This is a genomic window from Sphingobium sp. UBA5915 (genome assembly GCF_002431195.1).
Classification (GTDB): domain Bacteria; phylum Pseudomonadota; class Alphaproteobacteria; order Sphingomonadales; family Sphingomonadaceae; genus Sphingobium; species Sphingobium soli.
In genome coordinates this window covers 6,843-29,332 of the sequence record NZ_DJDV01000041.1, presented here as the reverse complement: position 1 = coordinate 29,332, position 22,490 = coordinate 6,843, and the positions used below count along the sequence as shown (strand labels likewise).

Below are 22,490 nucleotides of genomic sequence, written 5' to 3'. Positions count from 1 at the left end.
TTCGAGCACGAGCGGCGCGAGGAGGTGATCCAGTACATCTACGCCCGCTACGGCCGCGAGCGCGCCGGCCTCGCCGCCACCGTCATCACCTATCGCACCCGCTCCGCCGTGCGCNAGGTGGGTAAAGTCATGGGACTGTCCGAGGACGTGACCGCCGCGCTTGCTGGATTTTTCTGGGGCAGCATGGCCGAGGAGATGCGCGATGGCCGGCTGCGGGAGGCGGGTCTCGATCCCGCCGATCCGCTGCTCGCGACCGTGTACGCCATCTCCGGCGAGATTGCCGGGTTCCCGCGCCATCTCTCCCAGCATGTCGGCGGCTTCGTGCTGACGCGCCAGCGGCTCGACGAGACCGTTCCGATCGGCAATGCGGCGATGGAGGACCGCACCGTCATCGAATGGGACAAGGACGATATCGACACGCTCGGCATCCTCAAGGTCGATGTGCTGGGCCTCGGCATGCTGACCTGCATCCGCAAGGGTTTGGAGCTGCTCGAACTGTGGCATGGCCTCTGCTATTCGTTGGCGACCGTGCCGCGCGAGGACCCGGCTGTCTACGACATGCTGTGCAAGGCCGACTCGGTCGGCGTGTTCCAGGTCGAGTCGCGGGCCCAGATGAACATGCTGCCGCGCCTCAGGCCGCGCTGCTTCTACGATCTTGTCATCGAGGTGGCGATCGTCAGGCCGGGACCGATCCAGGGCGACATGGTGCACCCCTACCTGCGCCGCCGCGATGGCCTTGAGCCCGAGGACTATCCCGCACCCCATCCCGATTTCGGGCCGCCCGACGAATTGCGCCAGGTCCTGGGGCGAACGAAGGGCGTGCCCCTGTTCCAGGAACAGGCGATGAAGCTGGCGATCGTCGCGGCCGAATTCACCCCGTCGCAAGCGAACCAGCTGCGCCGGTCGATGGCGACCTTCCGCCATGTCGGCGGCATGGACAAGTTCCGGGAAAAGATGATCGGCGGCATGGTGCGGCGCGGCTACAAGCGCGATTTCGCCGAACGCTGCTACAGCCAGATCGAAGGGTTCGGCAGCTATGGCTTCCCCGAAAGCCATGCGCTCTCCTTCGCGCGGCTCGTCTATGTTTCGGCCTGGATCAAATGCCATCAGCCCGCCGTGTTCGCCTGCGCCCTGCTCAATTCCCAGCCGATGGGCTTTTACGCGCCCGCGCAGCTGGTGCGCGACGCGCGCGAGCACGGCGTCACCATCCATGGCGTCGACGTGAATATGAGCCGGTGGGACAATCATCTCGAACCCCTGCTGCGCTCGCGCCGAAGCGACCGGGGCGAAGGGGCGAAGGGGCGGGCGCTGGCGCTGCGCCTGGGCTTTCGTCAGGTCGACGGGCTTCGCGAAAGTTGGGCGACGCAACTGGTCGCGGCGCGCGCGGATGGCGGCCTGTTCACCAGTATCGAGGATCTGGCGCGGCGCGCAGGGTTGCCGGCGCGGGCGTTGCGCTTGCTCGCCGATGCCGACGCCTGCCGCTCGCTGGGGCAGGACCGGCGCGCCGCTTTGTGGGAGGCGCGGCGCACGCCTTCGGACGAGCTGCCCCTGTTTGCCGCCGCGCGCCAGCGGCAGGGCGATGCGCGCGAACTGGGCGCGGAGCCTGATGCCCAACTGCCCGCCATGCCGCTCGCCGAACAGGTGACGACCGATTACGCCATGACGCGCCTGTCGCTGAAGGGGCATCCCATGCAGTTCCTGCGCCCCGTCTTCGCCGCCGAAGGCGTGCTCAGCTGCGCGCAGGCGGGCGCGGCGAAAAATGGCGCGAAGGTGATGGTCGCGGGCGTGGTGCTGGTGCGCCAGCGGCCGGGCAAGGGCAATGCCGTCTTCATCACCATCGAGGATGAAACCGGGATCGCCAATATCCTGCTTTGGGCGCGCCTGTTCGAAATGCAGCGCCGCCCGGTCATGGCCAGCCGGCTGATGCTGGTGGAAGGGGAAATCCAGCGCAGTCGCGAAGGCGTCGTCCATCTGATGGCCGCCCAAGTCCATGACCGCACTGGCGAATTTGATCGCCTCAGCGAGACGCTGCGTCCACGCATCACCTTGTCGCGCGCCGACGAATTTCTCCACCCCCAGCATCCCCGTACCGGCAGCCATCCGCGCGACGTGCGCATCCTGCCCAAGTCCCGCGATTTTCACTGACCAGTCGAGACGCATCGAGCCAATTACCGCTCCTATATTTAGGTAGCTAACTAACTATCTCGTCTAGTCTTCGACCTGTCGCTATCCCTGTCGCTCTTGCGGCGCGTCGGCCATGTCGTTAGGTTCCTGTTTCGTTCTTAAAAGGACCCTTCATGGACAGTCTGGCCGCTCTTTTCCTTATCCTTGCGCTTCTTGTCGGCCTTATCGTTGGCTGGATTCTCCGCACCCGCTCCACCGCGCCCCTCGCTGCCGAACGGGCGGACCTTGCCGCCCGGCTGGAAACCGCGACTGTCCAGCGCAACTCCGCCATCGCGGAATTGGCGGTGGAGAAGGAACGCGTCGCCCAGGCCGCAGCGCAGATCGCCCGGCATGAAGAGGCGCACATCGCCGCTGCCCAGCGACTGGACCAGGTCCAGGCCGTCGCTGCCGATCGGCTGCAAACCGTCCAGGCCGAACGCGAAGTCGCGCTGCGCGACCTCGCTGCGCTTCAGTCCGACATTCAGGCGCGCACTCGCGCCTTTGAACAGCAGATCACCGCGCTCAAGGACGCCAAGGACCAACTGTCCGCCCAGTTCAGCGAAATTGGCGGCCGCCTGCTCGAAACCGCCCAGACCCAGTTCCTTACCCGCGCCGACCAGCGTTTCGCCCAGGCCCATGAAAAAAGCGAGGCCCAGCTCAAGACCCTGCTTTCGCCGGTCGAAACCACGCTCAAACGCTATGAAGAAGGATTGGCGCGCGTCGAAAAGGACCGGGTCGGCAGCTATGCCGAATTGCGCGAGGCGATCGCCATGGTCCATGCGGGCCAGGGGCAGGTGCGCGAGGAAACCGCCAAGCTCGTCAACGCGCTACGCGCTGCGCCCAAGACGCGTGGCCGCTGGGGCGAACAGCAGTTCAAGAACCTTATCGAAACCGCCGGCCTGTCCCCCTTCGTCGATTTCCAGGAGGAGGTATCGGTCACGGTGGAAGACGGCCGGCTGCGCCCCGACTTCATCATCCGCCTGCCCGGCGACCAGCAACTGGTGGTCGATGTCAAATGCTCGCTCGAAGCCTATCTCAACGCCGTCGAATCGGTCGATGGCCCGACCCGCGACCGCTTCCTCGCCGACCATGCCCGCGCCGTGCGCACCCATGCCGATGCGCTGGGGCGCAAGGCCTATTGGGAACAGTTCGCCAAGGCACCCGATTTCGTCATCATGTATGTGCCCGGGGACAATTTCGTCACCGCCGCGCTGGAAGCGGATATGGAATTATGGGAACGCGCCGCGCGCAACCGCGTCATCATCTGCGGCCCCGCCACCTTCCTGCCGCTCGCCCGCACGCTCGCCGGCCATTGGCGCCAGGCCAAGTTGCAGGATCAGGCGAAAGAGGTCGCCGACCTTGGCAAGCAACTGTACGAGCGGCTCGCGACAGCGGCCACGCACCTCAAGCGGCTTGGCTCGGGATTGAGCAGCGCCGTCGACAATTACAACAAGTTCGTCGGCAGCTTCGACCGCAGCGTCCTGCCCGCCGGCCGCCGCTTCCGTGATCTCAATGTGGAAACCGGGGGCAAGGATATCGAAGCGGTGGAACCCCTGGAACTGCTTATTCGCGACTCACAGTCGGACGAAGCCCGCGCCCTGCCGACCGCCGAGTGACAGGGCGGCGTCCGCGCCCGACCGCTTCAAAGGGCGGACGGGACGCTCAGAAAATCCCCAGGAACTTCTTGTCCTGGCTCTTCTTCTCCGCCTTGCTGCCCTTGCCTTTCTCATCCTTGGCGGTGGTGCCGCGGCCGACATCGTCGCGCGCCTTGCCGCCTTTGGTGCGTTGCGCCTGCGCGGTGGCGCCGGCCAGCACCGGGCCGCACGCCGCGCCCTTCGCATCGCCCACATCGACGAAGGCCAGCACCGCCGCCAGCGGGGTAGCCGCGACGCCCAGCGCAGCAGCCGCACCCCCGCGCGCCATCAGGTCCGAACTGACCGCATTGATGCGCGGCTGCGCGAAATAGCCGCCGATACCGACTGGCGACTGGCCGGAAAACAGACTGATCTTCTTGCCATCGGCGCGGAAGGCCAGGTCCAGCCGCTCGTTGCGGAACGAAAACCCGCCCCGGCCGATCATGACATTCTTTTTCGTGTCGATGAGGATCGGGTCCGCCGCCGCTACGCCATCGCGCACGGTGAAGGCGATCAGCCCGCAGTTGATCTCCACCGGTTCCTTGAGCTTATTCTCAAACATCTTCGTGATGAAGGTGCCGACGTCGATTTCGGACAATTGCACATTGCGCGCCCACATCGTGCCGGCGGGCAGGATCGCGGCAATGCGGCCATTGGCGCTGCCAAGCGAATCATGCAGCGAGTCCCCGATGCCGGTCATCTGAACCCGCCCCTTGACCGTGCCGTTGGTGCCCGATTCCGCCACGCCCCATCGCGCCAGCAACGTGCCCATGGGCGTGGGGGCCAGGCGAATGTCATAATTCGTATGCGCCGGCCTTTGCCGCGCGTTGATCCTGATGTCCGACGCGACATGCCCGCCCGCCATATCGAATGTCAGGGGGGATAGGGTAAGCAGGCTCCTGTCCAGCTTCACCGTCACCGCCGCATTGGAAATCGGCACATTGGGCGCACGGACCGTCTTGACGCTGTAGCGGACGTCGGCATCGAAATTGCGGATCGCCTCGACCCGCAATGGCGTGTCCGGCAAGACGCGCGGCGTGCCCGATACCGTCTCGATCGCCCCGCCTGCGCCCTGCGACGCCAGCTTTTCAGGATCATAGCCGATAAACGGCCCCACATCGATAATGTCCAGCTTTTGCGTCGCCAGATCGCCCTTGATCAGCGTCCGCCCGCCTGGCTGCGACACTGTGAACCGCCCTGCCAGGTCGCTGTCGCCGAACCGGCCCTTCAAGTGGGTGAAGCGCCACTCCTCGCCCGCCTTGGTAAGGTCGCTGGTAAAGCGATAGGTGCGCGTGGGGGGAATCACGATGCCCAGAAAATCGAACAGCCGCGCCAGATTGCGTCCTTGTGCCACCATCTGAAGGTCGCTGCCCTCCAACTGCGTGGCGCCCGGCAATGTGCCTGACACATCGACCCGCGTCGCGCCGGCCTCCATCCGCGCGGCCAGCTGATTGCGTCCCCCCGTCACCGTCTGATCGGGGGACAGCAGCCCGCCCTTCAAGGCAAAAGGCAACGCGCGCATTGTACCATCGCCGGCAAAGCGCACTTCGCTCGCAAATTGCGTATCCCGCGCCTTCACCGTCTCGAACCTGATATCGACGCCCAATTGCATCCGGGGATCACGAAAACGCAGCGTCGTCCCGGTCAGCAGCGCCCGGCTAACCAGCGGCAGGTTCAGCGGCTTGCCCTTTTTCGTGGGATCGCCAAAGGTCCATGTATTGTGCTGATGATCGCGCGACCATTCCAGATCGACCGCGCCATTGCGCAACTCCAGCCAGCGCACCCGCACCTTGTCGCCGAAGATCAGGCTCAGCGGCGCGATCCGGCTGTCGATGCGGTCGGCGCGAAAGATATCGGGGCGGCTCGCCCAGCTGGCATTGGAAATGCGCATGCCCTCGGCCAGGAATTTGACCGTGATCGGCGCGAAATAGAGCTGGAAATCCCCGTCCACCCGGACCTGCCGATTGAGGCTGTTGCCCACAACATGCTCGAACGGCCGCTTGAGGAACCGCCCCTTGGTCACGAACAGAATCAGCCAGATCGCGAGCAGGATGCCGACAATCGCGATCGCGATGCGCGCGGGCAGGGGGAGCGCGCGCCAGCGATCGCGCGCGCGCGCGATATGGCGGCTCGTGCCGCCTGCCGCTGCAATCGTCCTTACCTTGGGCGCGTCGGGTTCAGCATCGGCCATCGAGCACCAACGCCAGCCTCACGCTTTAGGTCCGAATCACTTGCCTTTTGGCGCGCGGGCCACTAAAGGCCGCCGTTCGCGATATTCAGTGAGACCGCCCGGCTAACTAGGGCTGCCGTGGCTGTCTGTAATCGTCGCGCTGCAAAAGGAGACGAAAATGCCCAAGATGAAGACCAAGAGCGGTGTGAAGAAGCGCTTCAAGTTCACCGCCACCGGCAAGGTCAAGCACGGCGTCGCTGGCAAGCGTCACCGCCTGATCAGCCATAATGCGAAATATATCCGTCAGAACCGTGGCACCAGCGTGCTGTCGGATTCCGATGCCGGTCATGTGCGCCTGTGGGCGCCCTATGGCCTCAAGTAAGGAGTTCTGACCCATGGCACGTGTCAAACGGGGTGTAACCACCAAGGCGAAGCATAAGCGGATTCTGGATCAGGCGAAGGGCTATTATGGCCGTCGCAAGAATACCATCCGCATCGCGCGCCAGGCCGTCGAAAAGGCCGGCCAGTACGCCTATCGCGACCGCAAGGTGAAGAAGCGGACCTTCCGGGGTCTGTGGATTCAGCGCATCAACGCCGGCGTCCGCGCCGAAGGCCTGACCTATTCGCAGTTCATGCATGGCCTGAAGCTGGCCGGCGTCGAACTGGACCGCAAGGTTCTGGCCGACATCGCGATGCATGAAGGCGAAGCGTTCAGCGCCATCATCGCCCAGGCGAAGGCTGCGCTGCCTGCCGCCTGAGCGGAATGATCGCAAGATCGTCCAAAAGGGCGCCGGGGCATCAGGCTTCGGCGCCCCTTTTTGTTTTTGCGGTTTCGTTTGTTCCGAATAGCCATTGAGCAACGTCGAGATGGCGTATCGAAGGACTGCTCAACCCGAACGGGCAAAGATGAAGGTAAAGGACCCATTGTATGTCGCTGCATCTCTGGTGGATCTACGTCACGGCGGTGTTCCTGATCTCGGCGACGCCCGGCCCCAACATGCTGCACGTCATGGCGCAGAGCATCGCCCATGGCCCGCGCAAGGCGCTGGCGACAATGGCGGGACTGATGAGCGCGGTGCTGCTATGCCTTGTCGCGTCGGCGCTCGGCCTTGGCGCGTTGCTCAAGGCCTCGCCGCGGCTGTTTGACGTGCTGCGCTATGCCGGCGTCGCCTATCTGGTCTGGCTCGGCATCAAGGCATGGCGCGCGCCAGTGGGCATGGGCGATGCCGCGCGTCCCGTCAAATCCGACCATGCGCTCTTCGCCACCGGGCTATTGACAGGCCTGTCCAATCCCAAGCTCATCATCTTCGCCGCCGCGCTCTTTCCGCAGTTCATCGTCCTCGATCAGCCCTTCTGGACGCAGCTTGCCATATTGATCGCCAGCTTCGTGGTGATCGAAAGCTTCTGGTATGGTGTCTACGCTCTGGGTGGCGGCCGGTTGAAGCGCTGGCTCGCCCCCGCCAACCGCCAGCGCCTGTTCAACCGCAGCACCGGCCTGCTTTTCATCGGCTTCGGCGGAGCGCTGCTGGGGGCGCGGGCCTGACCCTTCCCATGCGGCGTTCGCGTCGCTAAGGCGCAACGCGACGCTTTGCCATTACGGCCCATGGGAATGATATGACCGAAATTAGCGCACTCAAGACCGGCCTGATCGCCGACATCACCGCCGCCGACACGCTCGACGCGCTGGAGGCGTTGCGCGTCGGCGCGCTGGGCAAAAGCGGGGTCGTCACCGGCCTCTTGAAAACGCTCGGTCCCATGTCGCCGGAAGAGCGGCTCGACAAAGGCCCACCGATCCAGGATTTGCGCGAAAGCGTGACCGCCGCGCTCGCTGAACGCAAGGCGCAACTGGAGCAGGCCGCGCTCGACGCGAAACTGGCCTCCGAAAAGGTCGACATGACCCTGCCCGCCGACATCGGCCCGCAAGGGTCGGTCCATCCCGTCAGCCAGGTGATGGACGAACTGGCCGAGATTTTCGCCGACCTGGGCTTTTCCGTCGCAACCGGGCCGGAGATCGAGGACGACTGGCATAATTTCACCGCGCTCAACATTCCCGAAACCCATCCGGCGCGGGCGATGCACGACACCTTCTATTTTCCGGACGAAGACGGCCAGAAAAAGATGCTGCTGCGCACCCATACGTCGCCGGTGCAGATCCGCACGATGATGGATCAGCCGCCGCCGATCCGCATTATTGCCCCCGGCCGCGTCTATCGCAGCGATTCCGACGCGACCCACACGCCGATGTTCCACCAGATCGAGGGGCTGGTGATCGACCGGGGCATCACGCTTGGTCACCTCAAATGGACGTTGGAAACCTTCCTCAAGGCCTTTTTCGAGCGCGAGGATATAATCTTGCGCCTGCGGCCGAGCTATTTCCCCTTCACCGAGCCTTCGGTCGAAGTGGACGTCGGCTACACCCTCGCCAACGGGCAGCGCATCATCGGCGGCGATGGCGATGCGGCAGATGGCGGCTGGCTCGAAGTGCTGGGCAGCGGCATGGTCAATCGCCGCGTGATCGAGGCGTGCGGGCTGGACCCCGATGAATGGCAGGGCTTTGCCTTCGGCACCGGGGTCGATCGGCTTGCCATGCTCAAATATGGGATGAACGACTTGCGCGCATTCTTCGACGGCGACCTGCGCTGGCTCAAACATTATGGCTTCTCGGCTCTTGACGTGCCGACGCTGAGCGGGGGAGTGGGCGCATGAAGTTCACCCTGAGCTGGCTCAAGACGCATCTCGACACCGATGCGGACCTTGCCACCATCCTCAAGACGCTGAATGCCATCGGCCTGGAGGTAGACGGCGTCGAAAATCCGGCCGAAAAGCTCGCCGGGTTCAAGATCGCCAGGGTGCTGACCGCCAACAAGCATCCGCAGGCCGACAAATTGCAGGTGCTGACCGTCGATCATGGCGACGGCGAGCCATTGCAGGTCGTGTGCGGCGCGCCCAATGCCCGCGCGGGCCTGGTCGGCGTCTTCGGTCTGGAAGGCGCGGTGGTGCCATCCAACGGCATGGTGCTCAAGAAGACAGCGATCCGCGGCGTCGAATCCAACGGCATGATGTGTTCGACACGCGAGCTGGAGCTGGGCGACGACCATGACGGCATCATCGAACTCGCGCCCGACGCGCCGGTCGGTCAGGTCTATGCGAACTGGGCCGGGCTCGACGATCCGCTGATCGACGTGTCGGTCACGCCCAACCGGCAGGATTGCATGGGCGTGCGCGGCATCGCTCGCGACCTGGCGGCGGCGGGCCTGGGAACGCTCAATGCCATCATCGTGCAGGAGATCGCGGGCGCGGGACCGGGACCGGATGTGCGCACCGACGATCCTGACGGCTGCCCCGCCTTCTACGCCCGCACCGTGCGCGGCGTCGCCAATGGCGCGTCGCCCGAATGGATGGCTCGCCGCCTGAAGGCCATCGGCCAGAAGCCGATCAGCGCGCTGGTCGATATCACCAACTATATCATGATCGACCTTGGCCGCCCGCTGCATGTCTATGACATGGCGACCCTGAAGGGCGGCCTCGTCGCGCGCAAGGGGCGCAGCGGCGAGCAGGTGCTGGCGCTCAATGGCAAGACCTACACGGTCGACGAAACGATGACCGTCATCGCCGATGACGAAGCCGTGCATGACATTGGCGGCATCATGGGCGGCGAACATTCGGGCGCGCAGGCCAGCACCACCGACGTACTCATCGAATGCGCCTATTTCACTCCCGAACGGATCGCCGCTACAGGTCAAAAACTGGCGCTCACCTCCGACGCGCGCGGCCGGTTCGAACGCGGCGTCGATCCCGCCTTTCTGGACGATGGCCTGTCGATCGCGACCGATCTGGTGGTCCGGCTGTGCGGTGGCACCCCCAGCGAAGCGACGCGCGCGGGCACGCCGCCTGTCGCTTTGCGCACGCTCGCCTACTCGCCCGATCAGTGCCACGCGCTCGCCGGTGTGGATGTGCCGGCTGACGAGCAGAAGCGCATCCTGGAACGGCTGGGCTTTGGCGTGTCGGGCGACGCGAACAGCGTCGAATATCAGGACGGCATGCCGGTCAGCGTGCCGGGTCACTGGACCGTGACGGTGCCCAGCTGGCGGCGCGATGTCGATGGCTGGCCCGACCTTGTCGAGGAAGTGGTGCGCATCGTCGGGCTCGACCATGTGCCTTCCACCCCGTTGCCGCGCACGCCCGGCGTCGCCCGCCCGACCGCCACGCCCGAACAGCTTGTCGAACGGCGCGTGCGCCGCACCGCCGCCGCGCGCGGCCTGGCCGAAGCGATCAACTGGTCCTTCCTTTCCGAGAAGGAAGCAGCGGCCGTGGGCGGCGGAGACTGGACGCCCGATTGGATATTGGCCAATCCGATCTCCGAGGATCTCAAGGTCATGCGACCCTCGCTGCTGCCAGGCCTCCTTTCCGCAACGAAACGCAATGTCGATCGCGGTGCCGCGTCTGTGCGCCTGTTCGAGCTGGGCCGGCGCTATTTCAAACAGGGCGAGCGGGCGACCGTCGGCTTCGTGCTGGCGGGGGAAAAGGTCGCGCGTGGCTGGCAGTCGGGCAAGGCGCAATCCTTCGACGCTTTCGACGCCAAGGCCGAAGTGATCGCGCTGCTCGCAGCGGCCGGCGCGCCGGTCGCCAATCTGCAAGGCTTTGGCGAGGCGTCGGCCGCCTATCATCCCGGCCAGTCCGGCACGTTGCGGCTCGGCCCCAAGATGGTGCTGGCCGAATATGGCGTGTTGCACCCCAGCCTGGCGCGGCAGTTCGGCCTGTCGGGCGCGGTGGTGGCGGGCGAGATTTTCCTCGACGCCATTCCGCCCAAACGCAAGAGCGGGGCACTGCGCGCGCCCTATGCGCCGCCTGCGTTGCAAGCGGTCAAGCGCGACTTCGCCTTCCTGGTTCCTGTTGCGGTAGAAGCAGACGCGCTCGTGCGCGCGGTGCGCGGCGCGGACAAGAAGGCCATTGTCGACGCGCGCCTGTTCGACGTCTTTGTGGGACCGGGGGTCGAGGATGGGCACAAGTCGCTCGCGATCGAAGTCACGATGCAACCCGGAGACAAGAGCTTTTCCCAGGATGAGCTGGAAGCGATCAGCGCATCGGTGGTGAAGGCCGCGGCCAAACTGGGCGCGACGCTGCGGGGCTAGACGCCGACCTCCGTTCGTTTTGAGCATGTCGAGAAACGGGACGCACCGTCACCGTTTCTCGCATGTGCGCGAAGCGAACGGAACGTGGCTACTTGTTGCCGCCCTTCGCTGCCGGCTCCGGCGCGATCGGCGCGATCTTGCACCCCTTGGCCGCCGCCATGCCGCGAATATAGCCGCGGCGCGCAACGCCGGCGGTAACCGCCGCCTGCAACCGGCGCTCGGCCGGCGCGGCGCCACTGATCTCGCGCACCAGCCCGCGAAACGGGATCAGCGAATTGACCACCGTCTTGCCCACCGCCTCCGCGATCTTGCCGGTGCGATTCTCATTGGCTTCCTTGTCCGCCGTAAAGTCGTCACCCAGCACTGCGTTCAGCGCGCCCAATTCCCGGTTCAGCCCCTTGCAGCTGCGACTGGGTGGCGCGGCATAGGGATTGTCGACCGCTTCTGTCAGGATGGGCGGAATTTCGTCCTTGTCCAGGCCGATGTCGCGCGCCGGCTGGCTCGCGATCCGGCCGGCCTTGTCCATCGTGTCGTCCCTTTTTTCCTTTTCCTGCGCCGACGCTGTTCCCGCGAGCAGCGTAGCGGCCATCAAGGCCAATCCCATATATTTCATCGTTCGATCCTCCGGCTGCAGAACCGGCGACGAGCCCCTCTGGTTCCAGAAGCGAAACGACATGGTGGCAGACAGGATCAAGGGGCGCTGTTATGCGGTCGGGATTCACTTTGGAGGTCCCGCTTGTCCGATCATCCCCTGATCATCCGTTCGTCCGACCTGACCGTCCGGATCGACCGTCTAGGCGCGGAACTCCGCTCGATGCGGGACGGGCAGGGTCGCGAGGTGATGACCGACGCCGATCCGCGCTGGTGGACGGGGCATGCGCCGCTGCTCTTTCCCTTCGTCGGGCGATCGCGCGGTGACGCCTACCGAATGAACGGGCGCACCTATTCCATGCCGCAGCATGGCTTTGCCCGGCGCGTCGATTTCGCGCTGGAGGATCATGCGCCCGACAGGCTGCTGCTGCGGCTGGAGGCGGATGCGACGACGCGCGCTGTCTATCCCTTCGACTTCCGCCTTGACATGAATTTCACGCTGGAAGAGGCGACGCTGCGCATGACCGCGACCATCAGCAATCGCGGCGAAGCGCGCATGCCCTTTTCCTTCGGCTATCATCCCGCCTTCGCTTGGCCGCTACCCTTTGGCGGCTCGGTGGAGGATCACCGCATCATCTTCGACAAGCCGGAGCCGGCCCCGATCCGCAGGGTGGGGGACGAACCTGGCCTGATCGCGCGCACAAGCGAACCCTCGCCTGTCCAGGGCGACAGGCTTGCCCCCACCTATGCCATGTTTGAAGGCGACGCGCTCATCTGGGACGATCTCGCCAGCCGCTCGCTCACCTGGGGCGTTCCCGGCCGACCGCACCTCAAAATCGACTTTCCCGACACACCCTGGCTCGGCCTGTGGCAAAAGCCCGGCGCCCACTATCTGTGCGTCGAACCCTGGGCCGGCATGGCCGATCCGGTGGGATTTGACGGCGACGTCTGGGACAAGCCTGGTATCATGGCGCTGCTGCCCGGCCAAAGCCGCAGCTTCCGCATGGACGTGACGCTGGTCGGCGTGTAACGGGCGCACTTAAAGGATTCCGTTCGGGCTGAGCCTGTCGAAGCCCTGTTCTTCTCTTCCACAAGAAAAGTGCAGCCCTTCGACAGGCTCAGGGCGAGCGGTTGTTTTCAAGAGCCGATCGACATGACCATCCCATCCCGCCGCACCTTCGCCATCATCTCGCACCCTGACGCGGGCAAAACCACGCTCACCGAAAAGCTGCTGCTCGAAGGGGGCGCGATCCATCTCGCCGGTGAGGTGAAGGCGCGCGGCGCCAACCGGCGCGCCCGGTCCGACTGGATGAAGATCGAGCAGCAGCGCGGCATTTCTGTCACCTCCTCGGTCATGACGTTCGAGCGCACGCGTGATGGCGAAACCATCACCTTCAACCTGCTCGACACGCCGGGCCATGAGGATTTTTCCGAGGACACCTATCGCACGCTGACCGCCGTCGACTCCGCCGTCATGGTGATCGACGCGGCAAAGGGCATAGAGCCGCAGACGCGCAAGCTGTTCGAGGTCTGCCGCCTGCGCAACGTCCCCATCATCACCTTCGTCAACAAGGTCGATCGCGAAGGCCGCGAAATCTTCGGCCTGCTCGATGAAGTCGCCGACCAGCTGCAACTTGACGTCTGCCCGATGAGCTGGCCCGCAGGCATGGGCGGCGAGTTCGAAGGCATTTACGACTTCGCCACGAACCGCCTGCGCCAGCCGACCGGCCCGTCGCGCGAGTTCGAGGGCAGGGAAACGCATGTCTCCGGCCTCGACGACCCGAAGCTGGGCGAACTGCTTTCGGATCAGGCGCTCGAAAGGCTGCGGGAGGAAGCGGAACTGGCGCAGGGCGGCTATGCCGAATTCGACCTTGACCGCTATCGCGCCGGCGATCTGACGCCTGTCTATTTCGGCTCGGCGCTCAAACTTTTCGGCGTCACCGAATTGATCGACGCGCTGGGCCAGCACGCCCCCCCGCCGCGCGCCCAGCCTGCCGAACCTGCCGCCGTCGAACCGGACCAAGGCGAAGTCACCGGCTTCATCTTCAAGGTGCAGGCGAATATGGACCCGATGCACCGCGACCGCATCGCCTTCATGCGCCTCGTCTCGGGCAAGTTCCGCCGCGGCATGAAGCTGACGCCATCCGGCTCGGGCAAGCCGCTCGCCGTCCATTCGCCGATCCTCTTCTTCGCGCAGGACCGGGAACTGGCCGACGAGGCGTTCCCCGGCGACATCATCGGCATCCCCAACCATGGCGCGCTGCGCGTGGGCGATACGCTCTCCGAAAAACCCGGCCTGCGCTTCACCGGCCTGCCCAATTTCGCGCCCGAAATCCTCCGCCGCGTCGCGCTGAAAGACCCGACCAAGACCAAGCAGCTGCGCAAGGCGCTGGACGACCTCAGCGAAGAAGGTGTGATTCAGGTCTTCTACCCCGAAATCGGCAGCCAGTGGATCGTCGGCGTCGTCGGTCAGCTTCAATTGGAAGTGCTGATTTCGCGGCTGGAGGCGGAATATAAGGTTGCGGCCGGCCTTGAACCCTCGCCCTTCGACACCGCCCGCTGGATCAGCGGCGACGAAGCCGCGCTCAAGGATCTCGTCGCCTATAATGGCGCCAACATGGCCAAGGACCGCGACGGCAACCTTGTCTTCATGGCCAAGAGCGCCTGGGACATCGGCTACCAGCAGGAACGCCACCCCCAGGTGAAGTTCAGCGCGACCCGCGAGCGATAGGACGCTTTAAGCCGCGACCCAGTCGCGGCGCAGCGCCTTGCCCGCCAGCGCCATGAACAGGCCGGCGAGCAGGTAAAAGCCCAGTGCCGCGACGATGGCGTAGCGCAGCGCCTCATTCCCATAAGCCGGCGTCAGCGCATCCGACAGGCTACCCACCGCCCAGCTACCCAGGCCCAGGCCAACGAGGTTGTTGATCAGCAGGAAGCTCGCCGCCGCACTGGCGCGCATATGGGCGGGGACGAGGTGCTGGACCGCGGTCAGCACCGGACCAAGCCAGACATAGACCAGCGCCTGCGGGATCAAGAAAAGGCCAAAGGCAAAAGAAACGCTGTCGGACAGCACGCCGATCACGAACAGCGGCATGCCGACCACATAGCTGACCGCGGGCACCCAGGCATAATAGGCTTTGTCGCGGCCGCCCAGCCGGTCCCCCAGAAACCCGCCGAGCAGCACCCCCGCCACGCCGCCGATCAACAGCAATCCGCCCAGGAACTGGCCCGCGCCTATCAGGTCCAGGTCGAAACTGCGCATCAGCAGGCTGGGCAGCCAGAAGGCGACACCATAGCCGCACATCGAACTGCACGCCGCGCCCAGCGCCAGCAGCCAGAAGCCGCGCTTGGCCGCCAATATGCCGAACACGGCGCTCACTGGCACGGCGTCGGCGGCCTGAACCGGACGGGCGGGTTCGCGCACGACCAGGCGGAAAACCGGCGCGATCAGGATGCCGAGCAGCCCCACGACGATGAAGGCGGTGCGCCATTCGACCGCCTGCGCGATATAGCCGCCCAGCAGCACGCCCCCCGCCGACCCCAGCGGAATGCCCAGTGAATAAATGGACAGCGCCCGCGCGCGCTGATGCGGCGGGAAATAGTCGGAAATCACGGCATAGGATGGCGCGACCCCGCCCGCTTCACCGACGCCCACGCCGATGCGGAACAGGAACATCTGCGCGAAGCTGGATGCCACGCCACACAGCGCCGTAAAGCCGCTCCAGATGGCGAGGCTGACGGTGATGACCCAGGTCCGGCTGGTGCGGTCGGCCAGCAGCGCCAGCGGGATCGCCAGCGTCGAATAGAGTAGCGCGAACGCGATGCCGCCCAGCGCGCCGAGTTGCGTATCGGTGAGCTTCAGGTCCGCCTTGATCGGCACCGCCAATATGCCCAGAATCTGCCGATCGAGGAAGTTGAACGTATAGACCAGCAACAGCATCGCCAGCACGGCGGCGCGATATCGGGGTGAAGCGGTTTGTTCGGTCATGGCTTGCATCCATCTCCGTTCAGTTCGAGCTTGTCGAGAACCATTGCGCGAAGGGTCCTCGACAAGCTCGAACCGAACGGATGGGACTCATCAGAATTTGATTGATCCCGTCACGAACACCTGCCGTGGATTGCCATAGAAGGCGGTCAGCGTGCCTTCACGGCCCAGCGACGGTGTCGGGAATCCAGCGGCATTGTTGACGATCGCGCCGGTCGTGGGATCGGCCAGGACGAAGGTGTAGCCCGACGTCTTATATTCCTTGTCCAGGATATTCTTGCCGTGCAGGCCAATGCTCCAGCGGTCGTCAGGCGCGGTATAGACGATGCTGGCGTCCCACAGGGCATAGCCCTTCTGGTCGATATAGGGGTTGGGGATTTCGAACTGATAGGTCTTGGACCGCCACGATACGGTGGTACCGGCATAGATGCTGCCGTCGCCCACCGGCGTCTGGTAGGACAATGTCCCGCTCGCCGTCCATTTGGGCGTGTTCTGCACTTCGCGGAAATCGGCGACGTCGGTGGGCACGCCGCCGATATTGGTGATATATTCCTTATACTTTGCGTCGATGAACCCGATCGCGGTCTGGAGGTTCAGCCTGTCGCCGGGCGTCATCAAGTCGCGGCCCAGCCGCGCATTGCTTTCGAACTCGACGCCCTTGAACGTCGCCTTGCCCGCATTGGACACCACGCCGCAGAAAGACGGGATGCCGCCGACGTCGCATGCGACCGATCCGGGGATCTGCACATCCTTGTAGTCGGCATAGAAACCGGCCAGCGCGACATAGAGCGCGCCATCCATCAGGTTGCCCTTGTAGCCCACTTCATAGCTGTCGACTTCCTCCGGCGCGAAGCTCAGGAACGAGGCCACCTCGCTGTCCTGGCGGATGCCGTCGCCATTGAGGTCGGGAGCGTTGACGCCCACGCCGCGCGGGTCGAAGCCGCCGCCCTTGAAGCCCTTGGACCAGCTGGCATAGATATTATGGTCGGGCGTCGGCTTGTAGCTGACCGACAGGCGGGGGGTGAATTTCTTGAATTCGCTTTCGCCCCGGAAATTGGTGCTGGGTGCGCCGAACGCCGTGCCCTCGCCGCCAAAGACAGGCGATCCGCCGCCCAGATAATTTTGCCGCAGGATGTCGGCGCGACGCTTGTCCCAGGTATAGCGCCCGCCCGCCGACACGCTCAGCTGCTGGGAAATGTCGAAGGTGAAATCGCCGAACACGGCATAGGTTTCGGTATCAACATTGGCCTGGGTGAAGGCGGTGAGGCCCGGCACCGTGGTGAACAGACGTACATCGAACTGCGTGTCGGCGCTGGCGTCGAGATAGTAGAAGCCCACCATGCCCTTCAGCGGCCCATTGTCGTAGAGCAGTTGGAATTCCTGGCTCAACTGCTCGTTGAAATAATAGGCCGGCACGTCGACATCGACGGCGGGCAGAGCGTCGAAATCGATCGGCGACGCGCTGTCATCCTTGCGCCAGGCGCTGATCGACCGCAACGTCACCGCGTCCGACAGCTCCGCCGAAATATTCATCGAAAGCCCATAGGACTTCACATATTGCTTGGGGTCGGCAAGGCCGCCGCGCGTGTCGAACACATCGTCCAGCACCGGCGCGCCCGAAACCTGCCCCGGGATCAGGCGGTGGCCGCCGCGCGCATTGCTGTTATCCTTGGTATAGTCGCCGGTGATCCGCATCAGCACCGGCTCGCCATAGCCACCCATTTCGAACGTGGCGCGCCCGGCCCAGATATCCTTGTTATAATTATCCTCGCCGGTGGTCAGGTTCTTGCCAAAGCCGCCGCGTGACAGACGGGCAAAGGCGCCACCGACGCGGATCAGGTCGCCGACAGGCGCTGAGGCGCTGATGATGCCATCGGCCTGGTCATAGCTGCCATAGGTCCCCTTCACCTTCAGCGAAAATTCCTGCGGCAGCATCCGCGTCACATATTTGACCGCGCCGCCAATGGTGTTGCGGCCATAGAGCGTGCCCTGCGGCCCGCGCAGAACCTCGATCCGTTCGACATCGTAAATGTCGAGCAATGCGCCTTGCGGCCGGTTGAGATAGACATCGTCCAGATAGATGCCGACGCCCTGTTCGAACCCCGATACCGGGTCTTGCTGACCCACGCCGCGAATGAAGGCGGTGAGCGTCGAATTGGTTCCGCGCGATGCTTCCAGCGTGGTGTTGGGCGTCACATTGGCCAGGTCGCTGATGTCGATGGCGCCGCTGCGTTCCAGCGCTGCGCCGGAAAAGGCGCTGACGGCGATCGGCACGCTCACCAGCGTTTCCTCGCGCCGGCGGGCGGTGACGACGATGGCGCCATTATCCTCTTCGCTTGCGGCAGCAGGGGGTTGGGCGGCGTCCTGCGCCAGTGCGGGAAGGGCGGCAAGGCCGCTCCAGGCGGCCGAGGCGAGTGCGAATGCACGGATGGTCTGACGGGCCTTCATGGGGGACTCCTCTCCTGAATCTGGGGCGCCCGGTCTGCCGGATCGCGTCCTTGACGTGATTCGATAATGAAAGTTGAACCAGCTTTCAACTTCAAATAAGGAGGGTGTCGTCGGCGCGGCATGACTGCGGTAAAAAGAACACAGGAGAGGGAGAGGCAGATGAGCGCTGGCGAGGCCGCAAAGGATGACAAGGCGCCGCGCACTGCGCGCGGCGAACGCACCCGCCGGGCGTTATTGTCGGCGGCGGCGGCGGAATTTGGCGAGAAGGGCTTTCACGACGGGTCGATCAGCGGCATCACCCGCCGTGCAGGCTGCGCCTTGGGCAGTTTCTACACCTATTTCGACAGCAAGGACGATATCTTCCGCGCGCTGGTCAACGACATGTCTGGGCAGGTGCGCGACTATGTCTCACCCCGGATTGCGCAGGCGCGCGACGGCATCGATGCGGAACGCATCGGCCTTCTGAGCTTCCTAGAATTCGCGCGGGCGCACAAGGAAATCTATCGCATCATCGACGAGGCCGAGTTCGTCGATCAGGCCGCCTATCGCGCCCATTATGAGAATACGGCCAGCCGCATGGCGGCGCGCCTTGCCAATGCGGCTGCGCGCGGCGATGTGCGGGCGGATGTGGAGGAGGTTCATGCCTGGGCAATCATGGGCATGAACGTCTTCCTGGGGCTGCGCTATGGCGTGTGGGACGACAGCCGCCCGGCCGATGAGGTCGCCGCCATCGCCAATGCGTTGGTCGAGCGGGGGATCGGCCGGAGCGACTAAGGCCGCCTATTTCTGCTTTGACGCCTTCCCCTCCAGCTGCTGGCTGAAATAGACCATCTGCATCGCCTGCAACCGCGCGCCCTGTTTGATATCGGCATCACCCGAATGGCCGCCGGCGGTGTCCTCGTAGAAATGGTAGGGAATGCCATATTCCTTGAGCCGCGCGGCGAATTTGCGCGCATGTTGCGGGCCGACCCGGTCGTCCTTGGTTGTGGTCCAGATATAGGGCGTGGGATAATCCACGCCCTTCCGGATATTGGCATAGGGCGAAATCGTCTGGAGAAACGCCTTTTCCGCCGGCACGCTGACGCTGCCATATTCGTCGACCCATGACGCGCCGGCTGCGATCTGCTCATAGCGGATCATGTCGAGCAACGGCACCTGGATGACCACCGCATTCCACAGGTCGGGATGCTGGTTGAACTCGACTCCCATCAGCAGGCCGCCATTCGACCCGCCATAAATGCCGAATTTGTCCGGGCTGGACAGTTTGCGCGCGAAAATATCCTGCGCCACGGCTGCAAAATCATCATAGATGATCTGCCGCTTGGTCTTGAGGCCCGCCTCATGCCAAGCCGGGCCGAACTCGCCGCCGCCCCGGATATTGGCCAAGACGAAGCTGTTGCCCCGCTCCAGCCACAGCTTGCCGGTGATCGCGGCATAGCTGGGCGTCATCGGAATTTCAAAGCCGCCATAGGCGGTCATGATCGTCGGCGTCGATCCGTCCTTCTTCATGTCCCTGGCGTGGACGATGAAATAGGGGATTTTCGTGCCGTCGCTCGACGTCGCCTCGAACTGCTCGACCACCAGGCCGTCGGCGTCGAACCGGGCGGGCATGGCCTTCACCTGGGTTGGCGCGGGGTTCGCGGCATCCATCGCCCACAGCGTCGTGGGCGCCAGAAAACCCGCGACCGACAGATAGGCCTTGTCGCTTTTGTCGCTGGCCGAAGCGATGGAGATGGTGGCGTTGTCGGGCAACTCCACGGGCGTTTGCGACCAGCCGTCCGCGCCCGGCGTCAGCACCATCACCCGTCCGCGCACATTATCATTATAGGCCAGGATAACATGGCCCTTGGTCGCCGCCACGCCGTCGATCGACTGGCGGGGAGAGGGCGCGAACAGGATCTGCGGTTTGAGCGTCTCGCCCGATTGCAGCGCCTTCAACGGCACGGCAACAAGCGACCCGGTCGGCACGCTGACGCCGCCGCTCTGCCACGCTTCGCTGGTCTGGATCAGCACCTGGCCATCCACCATGCCCTGCAAATTGCTCTTGGCGGGCAGGGGCAGCCGCTTCACTTCCGCGCCATCGACCAGATAGGTTTCGTTGCTAAAGAAGGTAACGCCGCGATAGAGGAAGGCGGCGCGGTTGCCCGATCCGTCGGACAGGATCATGGGGAAGGTGCCGACCTGGTCGCTCGGTGCCCCGCGATAGATTTCCCGCGCGCTCGACAGCGGTTCGCCGCGCTTCAGCGTCTTGACCACAAAGGGGTAGCCCGATTTGGTCATCGTGCCATCCCCCCAGTCGCGGGCGATCAGGATGGTGTCGCGGTCCAGCCACGCCTCATTCTGCTTGGAGGTGGGAATGGCAAAGCCGCCGTCCACAAATTTGCCCGTTTCCAAGTCGAATTCGCGCAGGCTGACCGCATCCTCGCCGCCGTCCGACAGGTTGATGAGCGCCAGCCGCTCGTCGGGGTCGAGGATCGCCGCGCCCTTCCATACCCATTTCTTGCCTTCGGCCTTCGACAGGGCGTCAAGGTCCAGCACGGTGGTCCAGCTGGGCGCGTCGGTCGCGTAATCGGCTTCGCTCGTCCAGCGCCAGATGCCCTGGGGATGATCGGCGTCGCGCCAGAAATTGTAAACGCGGCCATGGACCTGCATCGGCATGGCGATCCGGTCCTTGGCCGACGCGATGGCAAGCGCGTCGCGATAATAGCCGGCATAGCGCGGGTCATTCTGGAAAGCGGCTTCCGTCGCCTTGTTTTCGGCCTCCACCCACTGCATCGCGCGCGGGCCGGTCCAGTCTTCCAGCCAGATATAGGGGTCGTCGGACGGATTGGCCGTGGATGCGGGCGGCGCGCCCGCGCCGGTCAGCAGGGCAGCGGAAACCAAAGTCAAAATCCTTTTCATGCTCGGTCAGTCCCCCTGGATAAAGTCATGCGCCCCCGGCGATAGCGCCGCCGCAGCAGGGCAGCGGCAACCAGCAGGGGTAACGCCATGGCGATCAGCATGATCCCCAGCACAGTGGGCGACCAGCCGAAAATATTGTGCAGATCGAGCGCCGAAGGCAGGATCATCAGTAGCGCGCCCGCCGTCAGCAGCCACAGCCCCCAACGGCGCGGCCGCACCGCGACCATGCGCATTTCGTGGCGGAATGCCTTGCGGCCCGCTTTGGTGCCAAGGTTCGGGATGCTCTCGTCGCTCATAAGCTGCTGGACCTTGTGCGCCCAACCCCCTATCATGTCCAGCATCCCCGGGGGACCGTCCACAGACGGTTGAGAGGCGGCTGACGTGGCCGCGACCCGCTGAACCTGATCCAGTTGACACTGGCGTAGGGAGGGTAGCGCGCCTTCACACCGCCCGCAGTCTCTCTCTCCGTCGCAAGGAGAGCATAGCATGGCAGACGTCCCCGCCCGCACCGAAATGCGCGTGACCACTGGCCCCATTCGCGGCAGCCGCAAGATCCATGTCGGTCCGCTGAAGGTCGCCATGCGCGAAATCGACCTCGAACCCTCCAGCGGCGAGCCGCCCGTGCGCGTCTATGACACGTCCGGCCCCTATACCGACCCGCAAGCCCGCATCGATATCATGGCGGGCCTGCCGGCGCTGCGCCGCGACTGGATCATGGGGCGCGGCGATGTTGAGGAATATGACGCCCGCGCCGTAAAGCCGGAAGATAATGGCCTCAAAGGCCCCGACCGGACCGGTGGCGTCCAGCCTTTCCCCAACGTGGTGAAGCGCCCCCTGCGCGCAAAGGCCGGCGGCAACGTCTCCCAGATGCATTATGCCCGCCGCGGCATCGTCACCCCGGAAATGGAATATGTCGCGGAACGCGAAAATCTCGGCCGCGCGCGGCTCAAGGAATATGTCCGCGACGGTCAGAGCTTCGGCGCGTCGATCCCCGACTATGTGACGCCCGAATTCGTGCGCGATGAAGTCGCGCGCGGCCGCGCCATCATCCCGTCCAACATCAACCACCCCGAATCCGAACCGATGGCGATTGGCCGCAACTTCCTGGTCAAGATCAACGCCAATATCGGCAACAGCGCGGTCGCCTCCGACGTCGCGTCCGAAGTCGACAAGCTCGTCTGGTCGATCCGCTGGGGCGCGGACACGGTCATGGACCTGTCGACTGGCCGCAATATCCACGACACGCGCGAATGGATCCTGCGCAACTCGCCCGTCCCGATCGGCACCGTCCCCATCTATCAGGCGCTGGAAAAGGTCGGCGGCGTCGCCGAGGACCTGACGTGGGAGATTTTTCGTGACACGCTGATCGAACAGGCCGAACAGGGCGTCGATTATTTCACCATCCATGCGGGCGTGCGCTTGGCCTATATCCCGATGGCGGCCAAGCGCGTCACCGGCATCGTCTC

General features: G+C 64.5%; 17 protein-coding genes and 1 riboswitch. Of the genes, 11 read left to right on the top strand and 6 right to left on the bottom strand.

The features are described 5' to 3' along the window. Nucleotides 1–2,145: error-prone DNA polymerase (locus B2V90_RS05810; RefSeq protein WP_293920205.1), on the top strand; the 2,145-nt coding region annotated here is incomplete at its 5' end. Between the two features lie 152 nt (nt 2,146–2,297). Beyond that, entirely contained in the window at nt 2,298–3,779 is a 1,482-nt protein-coding gene (rmuC, locus tag B2V90_RS05805; RefSeq protein WP_228221366.1) for a DNA recombination protein RmuC, read from the top strand. 46 nt (nt 3,780–3,825) lie between these two features. Here the strand turns inward: rmuC and B2V90_RS05800 are convergent, their stop codons facing one another. Further along, nucleotides 3,826–5,988 carry an AsmA family protein gene (locus tag B2V90_RS05800; RefSeq protein ID WP_228221365.1) on the bottom strand — a complete coding sequence of 721 codons (2,163 nt, stop codon included), beginning with the start codon at nt 5,986–5,988 and terminating at the stop codon, nt 3,826–3,828. A 157-nt stretch (nt 5,989–6,145) separates the two neighbouring features. On the opposite strand from B2V90_RS05800, the gene rpmI reads away from it, so the two are divergent. The 5 genes from rpmI to pheT all read left to right on the top strand — a co-directional run bounded on the left by rpmI (nt 6,146) and on the right by pheT (nt 11,099). Beyond that, nucleotides 6,146–6,349, top strand: a complete 204-nt coding sequence (gene rpmI / locus B2V90_RS05795) for a 50S ribosomal protein L35 (protein WP_009823219.1) — start codon at nt 6,146–6,148, stop codon at nt 6,347–6,349. A 13-nt stretch (nt 6,350–6,362) separates the two neighbouring features. Further along, on the top strand, nt 6,363–6,725 hold the full coding sequence (gene rplT, locus B2V90_RS05790; RefSeq protein WP_007711871.1) for a 50S ribosomal protein L20: 363 nt from the start codon (nt 6,363–6,365) through the stop codon (nt 6,723–6,725). Between the two features lie 170 nt (nt 6,726–6,895). Continuing rightward, entirely contained in the window at nt 6,896–7,510 is a 615-nt protein-coding gene (locus B2V90_RS05785) for a LysE family translocator (protein WP_228221364.1), read from the top strand. 71 nt (nt 7,511–7,581) lie between these two features. Beyond that, nucleotides 7,582–8,673, top strand: a complete 1,092-nt coding sequence (gene pheS / locus B2V90_RS05780) for a phenylalanine--tRNA ligase subunit alpha (RefSeq protein ID WP_228221363.1) — start codon at nt 7,582–7,584, stop codon at nt 8,671–8,673. After that, on the top strand, nt 8,670–11,099 hold the full coding sequence (pheT, locus tag B2V90_RS05775; RefSeq protein ID WP_228221362.1) for a phenylalanine--tRNA ligase subunit beta: 2,430 nt from the start codon (nt 8,670–8,672) through the stop codon (nt 11,097–11,099). Before pheS ends, pheT begins: the two co-directional genes overlap by 4 nt. Nucleotides 11,100–11,187: 88 nt before the next feature. On the opposite strand, the gene B2V90_RS05770 is transcribed toward pheT, so the two are convergent. Beyond that, nucleotides 11,188–11,712 carry a hypothetical protein gene (locus B2V90_RS05770; protein ID WP_228221361.1) on the bottom strand — a complete coding sequence of 175 codons (525 nt, stop codon included), beginning with the start codon at nt 11,710–11,712 and terminating at the stop codon, nt 11,188–11,190. Between the two features lie 123 nt (nt 11,713–11,835). Here B2V90_RS05770 and B2V90_RS05765 point away from each other — a divergent pair, with 123 nt between their 5' ends. Both B2V90_RS05765 and B2V90_RS05760 read left to right on the top strand, forming a co-directional pair. Then, complete coding sequence (locus B2V90_RS05765; protein WP_228221360.1) at nt 11,836–12,720, top strand: aldose 1-epimerase family protein; 885 nt, start codon at nt 11,836–11,838, stop codon at nt 12,718–12,720. A 123-nt stretch (nt 12,721–12,843) separates the two neighbouring features. Further along, nucleotides 12,844–14,421 carry a peptide chain release factor 3 gene (locus B2V90_RS05760; protein ID WP_228221359.1) on the top strand — a complete coding sequence of 526 codons (1,578 nt, stop codon included), beginning with the start codon at nt 12,844–12,846 and terminating at the stop codon, nt 14,419–14,421. 6 nt (nt 14,422–14,427) lie between these two features. Here B2V90_RS05760 and B2V90_RS05755 read toward each other — a convergent pair whose 3' ends face one another. Next, the gene (locus B2V90_RS05755; RefSeq protein ID WP_228221358.1) at nt 14,428–15,678 is read right to left on the bottom strand and encodes a spinster family MFS transporter; all 1,251 of its coding nucleotides are present in this window, start codon (nt 15,676–15,678) and stop codon (nt 14,428–14,430) included. Nucleotides 15,679–15,768: 90 nt separating this feature from the next. After that, on the bottom strand, nt 15,769–18,123 hold the full coding sequence (locus B2V90_RS05750) for a TonB-dependent receptor (protein ID WP_293920193.1): 2,355 nt from the start codon (nt 18,121–18,123) through the stop codon (nt 15,769–15,771). A 159-nt stretch (nt 18,124–18,282) separates the two neighbouring features. On the opposite strand from B2V90_RS05750, the gene B2V90_RS05745 reads away from it, so the two are divergent. Next, the gene (locus tag B2V90_RS05745; protein ID WP_009823210.1) at nt 18,283–18,897 is read left to right on the top strand and encodes a TetR/AcrR family transcriptional regulator; all 615 of its coding nucleotides are present in this window, start codon (nt 18,283–18,285) and stop codon (nt 18,895–18,897) included. Between the two features lie 6 nt (nt 18,898–18,903). Here the strand turns inward: B2V90_RS05745 and B2V90_RS05740 are convergent, their stop codons facing one another. Both B2V90_RS05740 and B2V90_RS05735 read right to left on the bottom strand, forming a co-directional pair. Next, on the bottom strand, nt 18,904–21,024 hold the full coding sequence (locus B2V90_RS05740; RefSeq protein ID WP_228221356.1) for a prolyl oligopeptidase family serine peptidase: 2,121 nt from the start codon (nt 21,022–21,024) through the stop codon (nt 18,904–18,906). Continuing rightward, on the bottom strand, nt 21,021–21,320 hold the full coding sequence (locus B2V90_RS05735) for a hypothetical protein (protein WP_228221355.1): 300 nt from the start codon (nt 21,318–21,320) through the stop codon (nt 21,021–21,023). Before B2V90_RS05735 ends, B2V90_RS05740 begins: the two co-directional genes overlap by 4 nt. Nucleotides 21,321–21,358: 38 nt before the next feature. Continuing rightward, nucleotides 21,359–21,469: riboswitch (TPP riboswitch) on the top strand. Between the two features lie 41 nt (nt 21,470–21,510). Between B2V90_RS05735 and B2V90_RS05730 the strand changes: the two genes are divergently transcribed. Further along, nucleotides 21,511–22,490: phosphomethylpyrimidine synthase ThiC (locus B2V90_RS05730; RefSeq protein WP_293920187.1), on the top strand; the 980-nt coding region annotated here is incomplete at its 3' end.